Here is a 16,605-nt window from a genome sequence, read left to right as displayed (position 1 = left end):
GGCGTCAGAGCCGGTTCAGCAGCGCCCGCGTCGGCCAGGCATCCGCAGGCAGGCCCAGGTCGCGCTGAACGTCGCGCACAGCGGCCCGCGTGCCTGCACCCAGAATACCGTCCACCCCGCCAACGTCATAGCCCCGCGCCTGCAGCGCCTCTTGCAGGCTCTGCATCTCCGCGCCCGAAAGGCCTGGCGACGGGTTTCCCGCGATGTAGACCGGCGCTCCTTCCAGCCGGGTGCCGAAATAGGCGGCGGTCAGAACGTAGGTAAAGCTTTGGTTCCACTCGAAATATACGCGAAAGTTCGGATAGGCGATGAAACTTGGGCCGCCCCTGCCCTGCGGCAGCAGGATCGAGGCCAACAGATCACCCGACGCCAGATCCCCGTTCCGCGCGGAGACACCCAAAGCGCGCCATTCGGCCACGGTCTTTTCGGTCTCGAGCCCGGTCTGATACCAGTCGAATTCCGCAGGCAGCGTGACCTCATCGAGCCACGGCTGCCCCGGTCGCCATCCCAGCGACGACAGCACCGCCGCGCCCGACATCAGCGCATCCTCTGCCGAGGTCTTGAGGCTGACCCGCCCGTCGCCGTCGCCATCGACGCCGTTTTCGAGGATATCCTTGGGCAGCATCTGCACCATGCCGATCTCGCCGGCCCAGGCCCCGGTGGTGCGCGCGGGGTCAAAGGCGCCGCGGTCGAACAATTCCAGCGCGGCAAAGATCTGCGGGCGAAAAATCTCGGGGCGGCGGCAGTCATGGGCCAGCGTCACCAGCGCATCGGCGGTGTTATAGTCGCCCTGGATCGCGCCGTAATCCGTCTCGAACGCCCAGAACGCCAGCAGCACACCGCGCGAAATGCCGTATTCCGCCTCGATCCGGTCGAATATGGCGTCGTGTGTGACACCCAGCTTTTTCCCCTTGTCCAGTCGGTTCTGACTGATGAGCTTGCGCGAGAAGTCGATGAACGGCGCCTGAAAGAACCCCTGCCGCCGGTCTGCCGCCAGAACCGCCTGGCTTTGCGACACGGTCGCGAAAAAGCGGTCCACGGTCGCGGCGTCATGGCCCTGCGCGCGTGCCTCGGCCTTGAGACCGGACACGAAGTCAGGAAAGCTGCCGCCACAGGGCGTCTCGGCAAGGGACGGCCCGGCCACGGTCAGCAACACGACGATCAGCGCACGGAGCATGGACATACCTCTTGCAATACCCGGTTTGGCAAAGGCTATCAGTGCCACCTCCGGGTTAAAAGATCGGCAAGATTCCGTGCATGGCACACCCTGGCACGAATTAGCCCTATGATGGGGCGGGCTTTTGACCGATATTCGTCTGGTCTTATTCTGGCCCCTCACCGCATGAGAATCCTGATCGTCGAAAGCAATCCCGAGCTTGGTCGCCTGTGGCAACGCCACGTAGAGCGGCTGGGCATGTCCGTGGTGCGCTGCGAAAGCCAGTCCGCCGCGGCCACGGCGCTGCAATCGACGCAGTTCGACCTGATCGTCCTGAACCTGGTACTCGAGGATGGCAGCGCCTTCGCGGTCGCCGACCTGGCCAGCTACCGGCAGCCCGACTGCAAGGTGATCTTCGTCAGCCGGTCAAGCTTCTTTTCGGATGGATCGATCTTCAACCTCTGCGCCAATGCCTGCGCCTTCGTCCCCGCGGGCACCGCCCCCGAGGATCTGGCGGCGATGGCCGAACACTACGCCTCGGACCACAGCGAACCGCACTGACCCCGAAGAATGATCGGGCCCAGGGTCGCGGCCTTACGGCCGATCACGCCGCCTTCAGATGCGCCCGCCCATGCGGTGCCATCAGGTCGATCTGCGGACCGATCGGCACGATCCGGCAGGGATTGATGGTATCGTGGCTGTAATGGTAGTGCCTCGTGATATGGTCGAAATGCACCGTTCCGGCGACGCCGGGCCATTGGTACAGCTCGCGCAGATATCCCGACATATGCGGGAAATCGACGATCCGGTTGCGGTTGCACTTGAAGTGGCCGTGATAGACCGCGTCGAAACGGATCAGCGTCGTGAACAGCCGCCAGTCGGCCTCGGTCGGCTGTGCCCCCATCAAATAACGCCTCTGGCCCAGCCGGTCCTCGATCCAGTCCAGCGTCTCGAACAGCGGTCGCACCGCCGCGTCATACGCCGCCTGGGTGGTGGCAAAACCGGCCTTGTAGACGCCGTTGTTCAGGGTGTCGTAGATACGCGCATTGACCGGCTCGATAGCCGCCCGAAGATCCTCCGGCCAATAGTCGTCGCGGTTGCCGGTGATGCCGTCGAACGCCTGGTTGAACATCCGGATGATCTCGGAGGACTCGTTCGACACGATCGTCTCGCGCGTCTTGTCCCAAAGGATCGGTACCGTCACCCGCCCCGAGATGCCCGGATCGGCCCTGAGATACAGATCCCGCGCGAAGGGCAGTCCGTAGACCCGATCCCCGGTCGCGCCGGGAAAACCCGTCGAAAAACTCCAGCCTTCCGACATCATGTCCGGATGCACGACCGAAACGCCCACATGCTCCGCAAGCCCCTTGAGCGCGCGAAAGATCATCGTCCGGTGCGCCCAGGGGCAGGCGTGGCTGACATACAGATGATAGCGCCCGCTTTCGGCGGCAAATCCCCCCGCGCCCGTCGGCCCCGGCGCCCCGTCCCGGGTGATCCAGTTGCGGAACGTGGTGTCCGAGCGAACGAAGGCCCCGCCGGTCTTCGCGGTATCGTACCACTGGTCGTGCCATTCACCATTGACGAGCTGTCCCATCGGCGGCCTCCTTCTGCGTTTGGATAAATTTAGGCGCAGGGACCCCGACTGCCATTCCGCCTGACCGCGCGCGCGCCCTGCGCCAGTGCACAGCGCGGGTCGCCTCACGATCGGACCGGAAATACTCCAGAGAGCGCGAGAGACAGCGTCTCTCGCACGGGTCGGACCGGCGCAATGCCGGTTCGACCCGTCACTTGCGCCAGTGGAACGGCACGATGATCAGCGCCCCGATCGAGGACAGGATCGCATTCCAGCCCTGCCGCCCGAACCCGACCCCGAACATGATCGAGACGAAATAGAACAGGAACGCGCCGCCGATGCAGATGATCACGCTTTGCAGGATGCCGTTATGGGTAAAGCCGGTCTTCTCGGCGGCGACGCCGACAAGCGCCGCGATCACCAGCGTGCCGATCAGGGTGGGTAACATCAGCTGTCCTTTCCAAGACGACTGCCCGCGGGCAGATCGAAACCGCGCAGAAACGCATCGGCGTCCTGCGCTTCGCGTCCCGGCTTCTGCGCCCGGGTCACCACGACCGCCCCCGCGCCGCAGGCAACCCGAAAGCCGTCATCCAGCAGCGCGCCCGGCGCGCCGGTGCCGTCCGCCAGCCGCGATCCCAGAAGCTTCAGCCGCGTCTCCCCGGCCAGGGTCCAGGCCCCGGGAAAAGGCGACAGCCCGCGGATCTGGCGGTCGACATCGCGGGCGGGCCGGGTCCAGTCGATGCGGGCCTCGGCCTTGTCGATCTTCTCGGCATAGCTGACGCCGGTCTGCGGTTGCGGCTGCGGCGTCAGGCGGGTCAGTTTCGACAGCGTGTCCACGATCATCCGCGCGCCCATCGCCGACAGCCGGTCGTGCAGCCCGCCCGTGGTCTCTTCCGGGCCGATCTCGGTGGCCTCGGACATCAGCACCGGACCGGTATCGAGCCCCGCCTCCATCTGCATGATCGCGATGCCGGTCCGCGCATCGCCCGCAAGGATCGCGCGGTGGATCGGTGCCGCCCCGCGCCAGCGCGGCAGCAACGACGCATGAATGTTGATGCAGCCCAGGCGCGGCGCATCCAGCACCGCCTGCGGCAGGATCAGACCGTAGGCCACGACCACCGCAACATCCGCCTTCAACGCGGCGAATTCAGCCTGCGCCTCGGCGGATTTCAGGGATTTCGGATGCCGCACCTGCAGGCCCAGTGTCTCGGCTCGTGCCTGGACCGGCGTCGGGCGATCCTTCTTGCCCCGGCCCGCCGGACGGGGCGGCTGGCAATAGACCGCCGCCACCTCGTGCCCCGCCGCGATCAGCGCGTCGAGAACCGGAACCGAAAAGTCGGGCGTGCCCATGAAGACGAGGCGCATGGAAACTCCTTTGATCCTTGCGCCTTCGCAATTAGCCCGCGCGGCCCCCCGAGGGAAGGGCCGCGCGACCGATCAGCCGATCAAGTCTTGAACTTCCTGATCTCGCCCGAGCGCAGCTTGGCGGTGTAGTTGGTCAGCTCGCGCTTGACGATGGGCATCAGGAAGTAGAGCCCCAGCACGTTGACCACAGCCATGGCGAAGATCGCCGCATCCGAGAAATCGATGACCGGACCAAGATTGGCCGAGGCTCCGACGATCACGAATAAGCAGAAGATCACCTTGAAGACGACCTCCTTGGTCTTGCCCTCGCCAAAGAGATAGGTCCAGGCCTTCAGGCCGTAATAGGACCAGCTCAGCATGGTCGAGAAGGCAAACAGGATGACCGCCAGCGCCAGCACGTACTTGAAGCCGTCAATCTCGGACGAGAACGCCGCCGAGGTCAGCGAGACGCCGGAATTGTCGCCCTTGGTCATGACCGCGTTGCCCGCCTCGTTCAGCACGTAAAGCCCGGTTTCGGGGTCCGAGATAAGCTGCCCGGTGATGATGATCACCAGCGCCGTCATGGTGCAGACCACGACGGTGTCGATGAACGGCTCGAGCAGCGACACGAAGCCTTCGGTGATCGGCTCTTTCGTCCGCACCGCCGAGTGGGCGATGGCGGCGGACCCGACGCCCGCCTCGTTCGAGAAGGCGGCGCGCTTGAAGCCCTGGATCAGCGCCCCGACAAAGCCGCCCGCCACGCCGAGACCGGTGAACGCGCCCTCGAAGATCTGGCCGAACGCCCAGCCGATCTGGTCGGCGTTCATCGCGATGATGACAAGCGCCGTGCCCACATACAGCACGCCCATGAACGGCACGACCTTCTCGGTCACCCGCGCGATGGACCTCAGCCCGCCGACGATGACCGCAAAGACGATGACCGCAAAGACCACGCCGGTGATCCAGCCGGGGTAGTCGCCGAACACTCCGGCAAGCTGCTGGTGCGCCTGGTTGGCCTGGAACATGTTGCCGCCGCCCAGCGCGCCGAAGATGCAGAAGATCGAGAACATCACCGCCAGAAAGCCGCCGCCGGGCAGGCCGCGTTCGGAAAAGCCGCGGCTGAGGTAGTACATCGGGCCACCCGACACCGTGCCATCGGGATATTCGTTGCGGTATTTCACGCCCAGCGTACATTCGGTGAACTTCGACGCCATGCCCATCAGACCGGCAAGGATCATCCAGAACGTGGCCCCCGGACCGCCGATGCCGATGGCCACCGCCACACCGGCGATATTGCCAAGACCCACCGTGCCCGACAGCGCCGTGGCCAGGGCCTGGAAATGGCTGACCTCGCCCGCGTCATCGGGATCGGAATAGTCGCCCTTTACAAGCGAAATGGCATGCCCCGACCAGCGCAATTGCACAAAGCCGAAGTAGAAGGTGAAGACCGTGGCCGCGACCACCAGCCAACCGACGATCCAGGGGAAGGTGGTGCCGGGGAAGTTCGAGAAGATCAGGCTGACGAACCAGCCGGTTGCGTTCGCGAAGATCGTGTTCACGGTCTCGTCGATGCCTTGCGCATGGGCGGGCGCGGCCAGAACCAGCAGACCGATCAGCGCCGCAAGATTGAAACGGAAGGGGGGCATTGCGATCTCCTCAGGGAACGATGGTGCAGGGGATGGTGGCAATCTGGATCAGCGTGGCGGCGGTCGACCCGAACAGCCGCGCCGAGATGCCGCCATGGCCGTCGCGACCGACGACGATCTGGCTCGCGCCGCGCTCCTTGGCGACACGGGTCAGGATCTCGGCTGAATGCCCGTACTTTATGACCGGCGTGATCTCGACGCCGCTGTCTGCGACGCGCGCCATGGCCGGTTTGACGATGGCGGATTCTGCGCGGGACATCTCTTCTGTGCGCCGCGAATGCCGTTCTGCCAGCTCCTCCTGGGTAAGGAACGAATAGGGCGACCATTCCAGCACGTGGATCAGAATGATCGACACGCCCTGCAGCTTGGCCTGCGCGACAGCGAAATCGAGCGCGCGGTCCGATGGCGTCGAGCCATCGTAACCGACAAGGAAGGGTCCGGGCATCACATAGCTCCCTGTTTTGTGCCTGTGTTTCGAGAGCCTAGGCGCTTGGACGCCTTGTCCAAAACGATTTGTTAAGAAATTCTCAAAGCGCCTTGCGGCTGCCGTTTTCGAGGGCAAAGGCTGCGTGTCGATCCAGCAGGACGGGACGCAGCGGGCGGCCATACCCTGCCCCGCCGTCAAGGTTGATCCGGTTGCCGTAATGGCACGGCCTCTCGATCGCGGTATGGCCATGGACGACAAGCTTGCCGTGATCCCCGGTCGCCGACAGGAAGGGTTCGCGGATCCAGATCAGGTCACGCTTGGTCTGCGCATCGAAGGGTACCCCGGGGCAGATCCCCGCATGGCAGAAGAACTGCGCCTCGGTCTCGAACGACAGCCTGAGCCCGTGCAGGAATGCCAGGTGCGCCGCGGGCACGGCCGCCCGGAAATCGGCATGGATATCGGCAATCGGCCGCCGCGTGTCGGTATCGACGCCGTAGGACCGCACCGTGGCGCGCCCGCCCGCCATGTCCGACAGCCAGAAGGCATCCCGTTGCGACCGCGGCGCGGGGCCGGTCAGAAAATCCAGCATCAGGTCGTCGTGATTGCCCATCAGGCAGGTCCAGTCCGCCCCGCCCCCCTGGCCGGCGATCAGGATATCCAGCACGCCGCGACTGTCCGGGCCGCGGTCGCTGTAGTCGCCCAGAAAGACCACCGGCGCCCCATGCGCCGGATCTTGGGCGATGGTGTCGAGCGCGCGCTCGAGCTCGGCCCTCTGGCCGTGAATGTCGCCCATGGCAAAGATCATCGCGCGCCTCCTGTCGGTGCCGCAGACTGCCTGCCACCGGCGCAAAAGAAAAGGCCGCGGGAAACGCGCCCCCGCGGCCTTGCGATGCCCCGTGTCCGTCGCCTCAGGCGACGTCGAACTCGAGCGGCTTGACCTGCTTGAACATGCCGGTGCCCTGCAGTTCCGCGACCACGCCCGCATCGATGCGGTCATCGACGTAAAGCAGTGCGATCGCCTCGCCCTTGGCCGCCGACCGGCCCAGCGTGAAGTTGGCGATATTGACGCCGTTCCGGCCCATGGTCATGCCCAGCGTGCCGATGATTCCGGGGACATCCTCGTTGGTGGTATAGACCATGTGGCGACCGATCTCGGCGTCGATATTGATGCCCTTGATCTGGATGAAGCGCGGCTTGCCATCCGAGAACACGGTGCCCGCGATCGACCGTTCGCGCTTTTCGGTCAGGATGGTCACCTTGATATAACCGTCGAACACGCCGGACTTGCCCTGGTTGGTGGTCGACAGCTTGATGCCACGCTCTTTCGCGAAGAGCGGCGCGGAGACCATGTTCACCTCGGGGTTCACGCGCTTCATGATGCCCGCGATCAGGCTGCAGTTCAGCGCCTCGAGGTTCATCTCGGCGACCGAGCCGTCATAGAGGATGTTGATCGACTTGATCGGCTCGTCGGTCATCTGGCTGACAAAGGCGCCCAGGTGATCGGCCAGCTTGATCCACGGGCCCATGATCTTGGCCTCTTCGGCGGTCACCGACGGCATGTTGAGCGCGTTCGTCACGGCCCCGGTCAGCAGGTAATCGGCCATCTGCTCGGCAACCTGCAGGGCGACGTTTTCCTGCGCCTCGGTGGTCGCGGCCCCCAGGTGCGGGGTCACCACCACGTTGGGCAGACCAAAGAGCGGGTTTTCAGTGGCCGGCTCCTCGGCGAAGACATCAAAGCCCGCGCCCGCCACATGGCCGGATTTCAAGAGCTCGGCCAGAGCTGCCTCATCGACCAGACCGCCGCGCGCGCAATTGATGATGCGCACGCCCTTCTTGGTCTTGCCGAGGTTTTCGCGCGACAGGATGTTGCGGGTCTGGTCGGTCAGCGGCACGTGCAGGGTGATGAAATCGGCACGCGCCAGAAGGTCGTCCAGGGCGACCTTCTCGACGCCCATCTTGGCGGCCTTTTCCTCGGACAGGAACGGGTCATAGGCCACGACCTTCATCTTCAGGCCACGCGCCCGGTCGCAGACGATGCCGCCGATATTGCCCGCGCCGATGACGCCCAGGGTCTTGCCGGTCAGCTCGACCCCCATGAATTTCGATTTCTCCCACTTGCCCGCATGGGTCGAGGCCGAGGCCTCGGGGATCTGGCGCGCCACGGCGAACATCAACGCGATGGCATGTTCGGCGGTGGTGATCATGTTGCCGAAGGGGGTGTTCATGACGATCACGCCCTTCTTCGAGGCGGCGTCCTTGTCGACGTTGTCGGTGCCGATGCCGGCCCGGCCGATGACCTTGAGGTTGGTCGCGTTCTCGAGGATCGTCGGCGTGACCTTGGTGGCCGAGCGGATCGCCAGACCGTCATACTGGCCGATGACCTCGGCCAGCTTGTCCTTGTCCTTGCCGAGATCGGGCTGGAAATCGACGTCGATGCCACGGTCGCGGAAGATCTGGACGGCGGCGTCCGACAGCTTGTCGGAAATGAGAACCTTGGGAGCCATGTGTCTGGTCCTTTACATGCGATGGGATGTGGTGGACCGGGCCCGAAGCCTGAGAATTTTATCTAAAATTCTCAGGTGCAAAATCTTTCAAAGATTTTGGGCCCGGTGGGGAATGTTTTTCAGGCGGCTTCGGCCTGTGCGGCCCGCTCGGCGTGATAGGCCCAGTCGAGCCAGGGCAGCATCGCCGCCACATCCGCCGTCTCGACCGTGCCGCCGCACCAGATCCGCAGACCGGCTGGCGCATCGCGATACGACCCCACATCCAGCGCCACGCCTTCCGCCTCGAGCCGCTTCTGCACCGCCTTGGCAAAGCCTGCCGGATCGGCAATCGACGGATCGGTGAACTTCAGGCACACGGATGTGTTCGACCGCGTCGCGGGATCGCTTGCCAGGTTGTCGATCCAGTCATTGGCGTCGCAGAAATCCCAGACCGCCTGCGCGTTGGCATCCGCCCGCGCCATCATGCCCGCCAGACCACCGACCGAGCGCGCCCAGTCGAGTGCCACGAGGTAATCCTCGACCGCCAGCATCGAGGGCGTGTTGATCGTCTCGCCGACGAAGATGCCATCGATCAGCTTGCCGCCCTTGGTCAGACGGAAGATCTTGGGCAGGGGCCACGCGGGCGTGTAGCTTTCCAGCCGCGCGACCGCGCGCGGGCTGAGGATCAGCACGCCGTGGGCCGCCTCGCCGCCCAGCACCTTCTGCCAGGAAAACGTCGTCACATCGAGCTTGTCCCAGGGCAGGTCCTGCGCAAAGGCCGCCGAGGTCGCGTCGCAAATCGTCAGACCCGCGCGGTCGTCAGGGATCATGTCGCCCGACGCCATCCGCACCCCCGAGGTGGTGCCGTTCCAGGTGAAGACCACGTCGGTGTCATAGTCGAGCGCCGCCATGTCGACGATCTCGCCATACTCGGCGGTCACCACGTCGGCGTCGATCTTGAGCTGCTTCACACAATCGGTGACCCAGCCCGCGCCGAAGCTTTCCCAGGCCACCATCGTCGCGCGGCGTTCGCCCAGAAGCGACCACATCGCCATCTCGACCGCGCCGGTATCCGAGGCCGGCACGATGCCGATCCGGTAATCTGCGGGAATGCCCAGGACCGCGCGCGTGCCCTCGATGGCCGCTTTCAGCTTGTCCTTGCCCACCTTGGCACGATGCGACCGCCCAAGGGCCGCGTCGGACAGCATGTCGAGGGAAAATCCGGGGATCTTGGCACAGGGGCCAGAAGAAAATCGCGGGTTTGCCGGCCGCGTGACCGGTTTCGTGGTGCTCATGATGGCTAACCTTTCAGATAGTCGCCCTTCGTTGGGGAAGGGTGTCCCGCCGCCGCAGTTACTGGTTGAGCCGCGTTTTCGCAAGCGCAGAAATGCCGCTGCGACAACGTATCCGGCACGCATTTTACCGAGTTCGCGCGCCGCATGGGACAGCGCGGTCTGCGCCGGGGCCGGAACGGTCGCCAGATCGCGCGCGAAACAGCCCTCCGCAGGCTGTCGCGCATCGCCGGGCCGTCCCCCGGCGCGGCGATTTGGCCGGGCTTGGCGCGCCGTTTGAATGCCGTCCGGACGTGGCGGGATAAACCAAGGCGGTCCGGCGTCTGGACGCCGCATCATGGCCCCGCGATGCGCCCGCGCCCTCTTTTCCCCCGCCATCAGGCGGTCTATAGCGCGGCGACCCCAAGGAAGGCCCATCCATGACCCACATCGTCACCCTTCTGAGCAATCCCCGGGACCCCAGCCTCGACCCCGCCGCCGCGGAGGCGCTGCGCAATGCCTGGGGCGGCGGCGCGATCGACTGGCTGGCCCCGGACGAGGCCTGCGAGTTTCCCGTCCCTGACGCCCCCGAGAACGCGGCGCTGGTGCGCATCGACATGGCCGCGCTGTGGATCGACATGGTGATCCAGCCCGCCGAGGGTCGGCGCAAGCGCATGCTTCTGGCCGACATGGACAGCACCATGATCGAGCAGGAATGCATCGACGAGCTGGCCGACGAGGCGGGCGTCGGCCCCTACGTCAAGGACATCACCGCGCGGGCGATGAACGGAGAGCTGGACTTCGAAGGCGCGCTGACCGAACGGGTGGCGTTGCTCCGGGGGCTCGAGACCGGCGTCATCGACCGGGTGCTGGCCCAGCGGATCAGCTACATGCCCGGCGGACGCACCCTGATCGCGACGATGAAGGCCAATGGCGGTCATGCTGCGCTGGTCTCGGGCGGCTTCACCGCCTTCACCGCATCGGTCGCGGCAGGCCTGGGTTTCGACGAGCATCGCGCCAACACGCTCTTGATCGAGGATGGCAAACTGAGCGGCGAGGTCGCCCACCCCATCCTCGGACGCGACGCCAAGGTTCAGGCCCTCGAGGAGATCAGCGCACGGCTGGGCCTTACGGCCGCGGATGTGATCGCCGTGGGCGACGGTGCCAACGATCTGGGCATGCTGGCCCGGGCCGGTACGGGCGTCGCGCTGCATGCCAAGCCGTCGGTGCAGAAACAGGCCCGGCACTGCATCAACCACGGCGACCTGACCGCGCTGCTTTATATTCAGGGCTATGCCAAAAGCGCCTTCGCGACCGGATAGACGCCGCTGCGGGATGCGCGCTCAGGCAGAGAGGATCGGGGCCGGGCGGATGCTGCCGGTCACCACCCCGCGCCAGTTGCGGATCTCGGGGTTGAGAAAGCGCTGGACGTCGGGATGCGCCGCGTCCAGCACCCCCATCCGCACCAGGATCGCGGCGATGGTGCATTCGGCGGCCCGGGTCGCGCCATCGGCGATCTTGAGCGCAATGCCCTGCCCGCGCGCAGGCAGGATCGCAACGAAATAGCCCTCGGCTCCGGTCTTCAGCGCGACCGGTTCGTTCGCGGCCCGCATCAGCAGCGTGCAGGCCCGCCCTTCCCCCGCCACCAGCATCGGATGCGCGATCATCGCGTCGCGCAGGCGCGCCCCGGCAGCCGACAGCGTGTCGGCGCGGTGATGGGCGGTGGCGAACCACGCCATCGCACGGGCCATCGCCGCCATCGTGGTGGCGAAATTCGGCGCCGAACAGCCGTCGATGCCAAAGCCGGGGCTGGGGCGGTCGGTCACCACCTCGAAGGCCTCTCGGCAGGCCTGTTGCACCGGATGCTCGGGCGCGTGGTATTCGCTGCCGCCACGCAGCCGGGCGTTCAGCGTCAGAAAGCCCGCATGCTTGCCCGAGCAGTTGTTGTGAAGCTGCGACGGGGCCGCGCCCGCGCATTGCATCGCGTGCCGCAGCGCCCGGTCCCGGCTGGGCTGGGGTCCACAGCGCAGATCGGCCTCGCCCAGACCCAGATCCATCAGCCAGTCCGCCACGAAGTCCGCATGCAGCGGCGCGCCCTGATGGCTGGCGCAGGACAGCGCCAGGTGTTCGGGCGTCAACCCCCGGGCATCCGCCGCGCCGGACGCAACCAGCGGCAACGCCTGGATCATCTTGGCCGAGGACCGCGGCAGAATCATCGCCTCGGGATCGCCCCATGCGTTCACGACCGCCCCGTCCGGCCCGGCCACGACCGCGTGCCCATGGTGACAGGATTCCGCGAACGGACCGCGCCAGACCTCGCACAGGCGGGCCGCTTGGGTGCTCATGGATGGGTTTCCTCACGACTTGGCGATAATCTGCCGACAGGGCTTTTCGCGCTCTGCAAAATCAGGCTAGGGTCCCGTGCGAAAACGGGTGTTACCGGGAACAATAAACCGGAGCCGACAGGGCGCAACCCAAGAGATTGAGGATCAGGTCTGGTGGAGTTTCGGGCAATGAAATCTGTGATCAAAAGTGGCCTTGTTGCAGCCTTGCTGGCATGTGGCGGCTTGGCCCATGCGCAGGCAGAAAGCACCAACCGCGTCGATGCCATGACCGACTGGTCGGTGTTCGAGGGGACAGAGCCGCGCGAATGCTGGGCGGTGACCACCTACAAGGAAAGCGTGAATACCCGGGACGGACGTGTCGTCGCGGTCACTCGCGGTGAAATCCTGCTGATGGTGTTTTATCGCCCCGGCGCCAATGTGGCCGGTCAGGTGGCGTTCACCGGCGGCTATCCCTTTGCCGACGGCTCGACCGTGAACCTCAACATCAGCGGCACCGAGTTCGAGTTGTTCTCGGAGGGGGAATGGGCCTGGCCCGCCACGCCGCAGGACGATGCCCGCATCGTGACCGCGATGAAGCGCGGCGCGAGCGCCATCGTGACGGCCCGCTCGTCGCGCGGCACCCAGACCAAGGACACCTTCTCGCTTCTGGGCTTCACCGCTGCGGTCGAGGATGCCCAGCGCCGCTGCACGAGCTGATCCAGGCGGCAGGGTGGGTCGGGCAAGGGCGGCGCGATCCGCCCTTTTTCTTTTGGACTCGTCCCATACATCCTGTATCACGCCCACTTTCCCGAACTGAGGCGCGCATGCCGCGCCCTGGAGCGACCGATATGACCGCCAATGCACCGATCACGCAGGACCTCGTCACCATCCCGCGCAAGGCGCCCGAGGGCCTTGCCAACATCATCGGCCTGACCCGCGATGCGCTGCACGCAGCGCTGCTGGACATCGGCACGCCCGAGAAACAGGCGAAGATGCGGGTCAACCAGATCTGGGCCTGGCTTTACCATTGGGGCGTGCGCGACTTCGATGCGATGACGAACCTGTCCAAGGACTACCGTCGCCTGCTGGCCGAGCATTTCGTGATTCGCCTGCCCGAGGTCGTCTCGAAGACCGTGTCGAGGGACGGCACGCGCAAATACCTCGTGCGGATCGCAGGCGGTCACGAGGTCGAGGTGGTCTACATCCCCGAATCGGATCGCGGCACGCTGTGCATCTCGTCGCAGGTGGGCTGCACGCTGACCTGTTCGTTCTGCCACACCGGAACGCAAAAGCTGGTGCGCAACCTGACCGCCGGTGAAATCGTCGGCCAGATCATGCTGGCGCGCGACGACCTTGGCGAATGGCCCGAGCAGGGCGCGCCGAAGAACGAAACGCGGCTCTTGTCGAATGTCGTGCTGATGGGCATGGGCGAGCCGCTGTACAATTTCGACAACGTCCGCGACGCGATGAAGATCGCCATGGATGGCGAGGGCATTTCCCTGTCGCGCCGCCGGATCACGCTGTCGACCTCGGGTGTGGTGCCCGAGATCACCAAGACGGCGGAAGAGATCGGCTGCCTGCTGGCGGTGTCCTTCCACGCCACCACGGACGCGGTGCGCGACAAGCTGGTGCCGATCAACAAGCGCTGGAACATCGAGACGCTGCTGTCGACGCTGAAGGACTATCCGCGCCTGTCCAATTCCGAACGCATCACCTTCGAATACGTGATGCTGAAGGATGTGAACGACAGCGACGCGGATGCGCGGCGGCTGGTCAAGCTGATCGCGGGCATCCCGGCCAAGATCAACCTGATCCCGTTCAACGAATGGCCCGGCGCGCCATATCAACGGTCGGACTGGCAGCGGATCGAGGCCTTCGCCGACATCATCTACAAGGCTGGCTACGCCTCGCCGATCCGCACCCCGCGCGGCGAAGACATCATGGCTGCCTGCGGACAGCTGAAATCGGCCACCGAACGGGCGCGCAAATCCCGCCGCGAGATCGAGGCCGAGACCTCGGAGCGCTGAGCCGGCCCTGCGGCGTTGCCCGCGGCGGCCACGATCGGGCGGCAGACGAAAAAAAACCCGGACGCAAGGACGCGCCCGGGCGAGTTTGCCTAGGAACAGGCATGGGGAAACTCTACCAGTCGTTCAGGCCCTTGTCGGCGAACTGATGGACCAGGAAATCGATGAAGGCGCGCACCTTGGGCTGGGTAAACCGGCCCGGCGGATAGACCGCGTAGATGCCCTGCGTCTCGGTCGGCAATTCGGGAATGGCGTCTTCCACAAGGCCCGAGGCCATCGCGTCGCCGTACAGGAATGACGGCAGATAGGCGATGCCAAGCCCGGCGATACAGGCATTCAGCAGCGATTGTCCGTCATTCACTGACAGCCAGCCGGCGGTGCGCACATGGCGCTTCTCGCCCGAAGGTGCGGTGACCTTCCACACATTGCCAGAGGACTGGTTGGAATAGTGCAAGAGCTTGTGTTCGTTCAGATCGTCGATCCGTGCGGGTCTGCCGAACTTCTCGAAATAGCCGGGCGAGGCGATCATGCGTTTCTGGCACTCCGCCAGCTTGCGCGCCCGAAGCGTGGAATCCTCAAGCTCGCCGATGCGGATGGCCATGTCGAAGCCTTCCGAGATCAGTTCGACGTAGCGGTTGTTGAGCACCATGTTGACGGTGATGTCCGGAAATTCCGCGAGGAACCCGCCGAGGATCGGCGACAGGTGATTGACCCCGAAATCCGTCGCAACCGAGATGCGCAACAGCCCCGAGGGCGCCGATTGCATCGATGTGACGAGCGCGTCGGCCTCGCCTGCGTCGTTCAGAACACGGCGGGCGCGGTCGTAGTAGGCCAGGCCGATCTCGGTCGGGCTGACCCGGCGCGTCGTCCGGTTGAGCAGGCGCGCGCCCAGCCGGGCCTCCAGCGACGAGACATGCTTCGACACCGCGGACTTGGAAATACCCATCTTCTTGGCGGCGTCGGTAAAGCCACCCTGATCCACCACTGTGGCGAACGCCTCCATCTCGGTCAGCCGATCCATAGACCGCTCCTTCGCGTCATTCGTCTTCGGACAAAGGTATCGCCCGAGATCTGGGCACAATCGCGGCGCGGGGCGGACAATTGGAAGGTAATCGCGGGCTCTGTTCGGCGCATGGAAACAGGCAGATGTCGGGACAATCGCGGTTTGGTGTTATGATAAGCGCGGTGCATTCGGCACCGGCAAAGGGAGGATGAGCTTATGATTCGACGCATCGCACTGGCCACCTGTGTGACGCTGGCAGGCCTGGCCGCGCCCGCAAGCGCGCAGGACGCGACGCCCGCGCCCGACACCGCGCAAGTCTACTTCATCGGCTTGCAGGACGGCGCGACGGTCACCTCTCCGGTGACGATCCATTTCGGTCTGAAGGGCATGGGCGTGGCCCCCGCGGGAACCGAGCGCGAGGCGACCGGCCATCACCACATCCTGGTGGACCGCCCCCCATTCGGAGAGGTCCCCGGTGACCAGGAGGCGATGATGAACGGCCTGCCCGCCGACGACAACCACCGCCACTTCGGCGGCGGTCAGACCCAGGTGACGCTGGAGCTGGCCCCGGGTGAACACACGCTGCAGCTTGTGCTGGGCGACGCCAATCACCGCCCGCATGATCCGGTCATGGCCTCGGATGTGATCACTGTCACGGTCGAGTAAACGAAAAGCGCCGCCCCCGGATCGGTTCCGGAGGCGGCGGCCTTGATGTCTTGCAGGGCGGTTACGCGGCCTGGCGCGCGTGGGTGCCTTCCTCGATCTCCTCGACGATCTTGGCGACGAATGCGTCAAGGTCATCCGGATTGCGGCTGGTGACGATGCCCTGATCGGCGACCACGGTTTCATCGACCCAGTTGGCACCGGCGTTTTTGACGTCGGTCTTGATCGACGGGTAGGACGTCGCGGTGCGGCCCTTCAGGATGTCTGCCTCGACCAGCAGCCAGGGTGCGTGGCAGATCGCCGCGATGGTCTTGCCGGACTGGTGGAAGGCGCGGATCGTCTTGATCACGTCCGCCTCGACGCGCAGCAGGTCCGGGTTGATCTGGCCGCCGGGCAGCACGAGCGCGTCGTAATCGGACGGGTCGACATCGGCCAGCGTGGCATCGGCATCGGCCTCGCGCCCCCAGTCGTCTCCGTCCCAGCCCTTGATGGCCGCGCCGTCGAGCGAGGCCACATGCACCGTCGCGCCGTGGTCGCGGAGCTTGTCGCGCGGCACTTCAAGTTCGGACTGCTCGAAGCCATGCGTGGCCACGATGAGGATCTTGCTGTCTTTGATGGTCGCCATGGAGAAATCTCCTGTCTATTGCCTTGCGGGACCGTTTGCCCGCGTCAGTCACCCAACACGCGCACC

General features: G+C 65.3%; 17 protein-coding genes and 1 pseudogene. 5 read left to right on the top strand and 13 right to left on the bottom strand.

The window, feature by feature from the left end:
- Nucleotides 1-4: 4 nt before the first annotated feature.
- Both ACXYMN_RS06120 and ACXYMN_RS06115 read right to left on the bottom strand, forming a co-directional pair.
- A complete protein-coding gene (locus tag ACXYMN_RS06120) occupies nt 5-1,177 on the bottom strand; it encodes a lytic murein transglycosylase (protein WP_459012618.1) in 1,173 nt (390 codons plus the stop codon).
- A gap of 145 nt (nt 1,178-1,322) precedes the next feature.
- A pseudogene (locus ACXYMN_RS06115) lies at nt 1,323-1,409 on the bottom strand (hypothetical protein); the annotation flags it as partial.
- On the opposite strand from ACXYMN_RS06115, the gene ACXYMN_RS06110 reads away from it, so the two are divergent.
- Nucleotides 1,385-1,717, top strand: a complete 333-nt coding sequence (locus ACXYMN_RS06110) for a hypothetical protein (protein WP_459012890.1) — start codon at nt 1,385-1,387, stop codon at nt 1,715-1,717. The pseudogene ACXYMN_RS06115 and the gene ACXYMN_RS06110 overlap by 25 nt on opposite strands.
- A gap of 43 nt (nt 1,718-1,760) precedes the next feature.
- On the opposite strand, the gene ACXYMN_RS06105 is transcribed toward ACXYMN_RS06110, so the two are convergent.
- The 8 genes from ACXYMN_RS06105 to ACXYMN_RS06070 form a co-directional block, all read right to left on the bottom strand.
- Nucleotides 1,761-2,750, bottom strand: coding sequence for a glutathione S-transferase family protein (locus tag ACXYMN_RS06105; protein WP_459012617.1), 990 nt, complete (start codon nt 2,748-2,750; stop codon nt 1,761-1,763).
- Between the two features lie 190 nt (nt 2,751-2,940).
- Nucleotides 2,941-3,177, bottom strand: coding sequence for a hypothetical protein (locus ACXYMN_RS06100; RefSeq protein ID WP_459012616.1), 237 nt, complete (start codon nt 3,175-3,177; stop codon nt 2,941-2,943).
- Nucleotides 3,177-4,094, bottom strand: coding sequence for a methionyl-tRNA formyltransferase (fmt, locus tag ACXYMN_RS06095; RefSeq protein WP_459012615.1), 918 nt, complete (start codon nt 4,092-4,094; stop codon nt 3,177-3,179). The genes ACXYMN_RS06100 and fmt overlap by 1 nt, the downstream gene beginning before the upstream one ends.
- Nucleotides 4,095-4,174: 80 nt before the next feature.
- Nucleotides 4,175-5,719, bottom strand: a complete 1,545-nt coding sequence (locus ACXYMN_RS06090; RefSeq protein WP_459012614.1) for an alanine/glycine:cation symporter family protein — start codon at nt 5,717-5,719, stop codon at nt 4,175-4,177.
- Nucleotides 5,720-5,729: 10 nt separating this feature from the next.
- On the bottom strand, nt 5,730-6,164 hold the full coding sequence (locus ACXYMN_RS06085) for a universal stress protein (RefSeq protein WP_459012613.1): 435 nt from the start codon (nt 6,162-6,164) through the stop codon (nt 5,730-5,732).
- A gap of 82 nt (nt 6,165-6,246) precedes the next feature.
- A complete protein-coding gene (locus tag ACXYMN_RS06080) occupies nt 6,247-6,951 on the bottom strand; it encodes a metallophosphoesterase family protein (protein WP_459012612.1) in 705 nt (234 codons plus the stop codon).
- Nucleotides 6,952-7,054: 103 nt separating this feature from the next.
- Complete coding sequence (gene serA, locus ACXYMN_RS06075) at nt 7,055-8,650, bottom strand: phosphoglycerate dehydrogenase (RefSeq protein ID WP_459012611.1); 1,596 nt, start codon at nt 8,648-8,650, stop codon at nt 7,055-7,057.
- Nucleotides 8,651-8,769: 119 nt separating this feature from the next.
- Nucleotides 8,770-9,924, bottom strand: a complete 1,155-nt coding sequence (locus ACXYMN_RS06070; RefSeq protein WP_459012610.1) for a phosphoserine transaminase — start codon at nt 9,922-9,924, stop codon at nt 8,770-8,772.
- A 416-nt stretch (nt 9,925-10,340) separates the two neighbouring features.
- Here ACXYMN_RS06070 and serB point away from each other — a divergent pair, with 416 nt between their 5' ends.
- Nucleotides 10,341-11,222 (top strand): phosphoserine phosphatase SerB, encoded by an 882-nt coding sequence (gene serB, locus ACXYMN_RS06065; RefSeq protein WP_459012609.1) that lies wholly within the window; start codon nt 10,341-10,343, stop codon nt 11,220-11,222.
- 21 nt (nt 11,223-11,243) lie between these two features.
- Here the strand turns inward: serB and ACXYMN_RS06060 are convergent, their stop codons facing one another.
- Entirely contained in the window at nt 11,244-12,245 is a 1,002-nt protein-coding gene (locus ACXYMN_RS06060; RefSeq protein ID WP_459012607.1) for an asparaginase, read from the bottom strand.
- Between the two features lie 168 nt (nt 12,246-12,413).
- Here ACXYMN_RS06060 and ACXYMN_RS06055 point away from each other — a divergent pair, with 168 nt between their 5' ends.
- On the top strand, nt 12,414-12,941 hold the full coding sequence (locus ACXYMN_RS06055; RefSeq protein WP_459012605.1) for an invasion associated locus B family protein: 528 nt from the start codon (nt 12,414-12,416) through the stop codon (nt 12,939-12,941).
- A gap of 131 nt (nt 12,942-13,072) precedes the next feature.
- The gene (gene rlmN / locus ACXYMN_RS06050; RefSeq protein WP_459012604.1) at nt 13,073-14,251 is read left to right on the top strand and encodes a 23S rRNA (adenine(2503)-C(2))-methyltransferase RlmN; all 1,179 of its coding nucleotides are present in this window, start codon (nt 13,073-13,075) and stop codon (nt 14,249-14,251) included.
- Nucleotides 14,252-14,363: 112 nt separating this feature from the next.
- On the opposite strand, the gene ACXYMN_RS06045 is transcribed toward rlmN, so the two are convergent.
- The gene (locus ACXYMN_RS06045; RefSeq protein WP_459012603.1) at nt 14,364-15,269 is read right to left on the bottom strand and encodes a LysR family transcriptional regulator; all 906 of its coding nucleotides are present in this window, start codon (nt 15,267-15,269) and stop codon (nt 14,364-14,366) included.
- A gap of 198 nt (nt 15,270-15,467) precedes the next feature.
- Here ACXYMN_RS06045 and ACXYMN_RS06040 point away from each other — a divergent pair, with 198 nt between their 5' ends.
- Nucleotides 15,468-15,917, top strand: coding sequence for a DUF4399 domain-containing protein (locus ACXYMN_RS06040; RefSeq protein ID WP_459012602.1), 450 nt, complete (start codon nt 15,468-15,470; stop codon nt 15,915-15,917).
- Nucleotides 15,918-15,978: 61 nt separating this feature from the next.
- Here ACXYMN_RS06040 and ACXYMN_RS06035 read toward each other — a convergent pair whose 3' ends face one another.
- Complete coding sequence (locus ACXYMN_RS06035; RefSeq protein WP_459012601.1) at nt 15,979-16,539, bottom strand: type 1 glutamine amidotransferase domain-containing protein; 561 nt, start codon at nt 16,537-16,539, stop codon at nt 15,979-15,981.
- Nucleotides 16,540-16,605: the final 66 nt, after the last annotated feature.

It is taken from the genome of Roseivivax sp. CAU 1753 (assembly GCF_054482575.1).
Note: the sequence above shows the minus strand (reverse complement) of the source record. Positions and strands in the feature narration are given on the sequence as shown.

Excerpts from the sequence above, each read along its gene's own strand:
- ACXYMN_RS06035 (WP_459012601.1), bottom strand. The coding sequence starts at position 16,539 with ATGGCGACCATCAAAGACAGCAAGATCCTCATCGTGGCCACGCATGGC.
- serA (WP_459012611.1), bottom strand. The coding sequence starts at position 8,650 with ATGGCTCCCAAGGTTCTCATTTCCGACAAGCTGTCGGACGCCGCCGTC.
- ACXYMN_RS06120 (WP_459012618.1), bottom strand. The coding sequence starts at position 1,177 with ATGCTCCGTGCGCTGATCGTCGTGTTGCTGACCGTGGCCGGGCCGTCC.
- rlmN (WP_459012604.1), top strand. The coding sequence starts at position 13,073 with ATGACCGCCAATGCACCGATCACGCAGGACCTCGTCACCATCCCGCGC.
- ACXYMN_RS06045 (WP_459012603.1), bottom strand. The coding sequence starts at position 15,269 with ATGGATCGGCTGACCGAGATGGAGGCGTTCGCCACAGTGGTGGATCAG.
- ACXYMN_RS06040 (WP_459012602.1), top strand. The coding sequence starts at position 15,468 with ATGATTCGACGCATCGCACTGGCCACCTGTGTGACGCTGGCAGGCCTG.
- ACXYMN_RS06055 (WP_459012605.1), top strand. The coding sequence starts at position 12,414 with ATGAAATCTGTGATCAAAAGTGGCCTTGTTGCAGCCTTGCTGGCATGT.
- ACXYMN_RS06105 (WP_459012617.1), bottom strand. The coding sequence starts at position 2,750 with ATGGGACAGCTCGTCAATGGTGAATGGCACGACCAGTGGTACGATACC.
- serB (WP_459012609.1), top strand. The coding sequence starts at position 10,341 with ATGACCCACATCGTCACCCTTCTGAGCAATCCCCGGGACCCCAGCCTC.
- ACXYMN_RS06080 (WP_459012612.1), bottom strand. The coding sequence starts at position 6,951 with ATGATCTTTGCCATGGGCGACATTCACGGCCAGAGGGCCGAGCTCGAG.
- fmt (WP_459012615.1), bottom strand. The coding sequence starts at position 4,094 with ATGCGCCTCGTCTTCATGGGCACGCCCGACTTTTCGGTTCCGGTTCTC.
- ACXYMN_RS06070 (WP_459012610.1), bottom strand. The coding sequence starts at position 9,924 with ATGAGCACCACGAAACCGGTCACGCGGCCGGCAAACCCGCGATTTTCT.
- ACXYMN_RS06100 (WP_459012616.1), bottom strand. The coding sequence starts at position 3,177 with ATGTTACCCACCCTGATCGGCACGCTGGTGATCGCGGCGCTTGTCGGC.
- ACXYMN_RS06090 (WP_459012614.1), bottom strand. The coding sequence starts at position 5,719 with ATGCCCCCCTTCCGTTTCAATCTTGCGGCGCTGATCGGTCTGCTGGTT.
- ACXYMN_RS06060 (WP_459012607.1), bottom strand. The coding sequence starts at position 12,245 with ATGAGCACCCAAGCGGCCCGCCTGTGCGAGGTCTGGCGCGGTCCGTTC.
- ACXYMN_RS06085 (WP_459012613.1), bottom strand. The coding sequence starts at position 6,164 with ATGCCCGGACCCTTCCTTGTCGGTTACGATGGCTCGACGCCATCGGAC.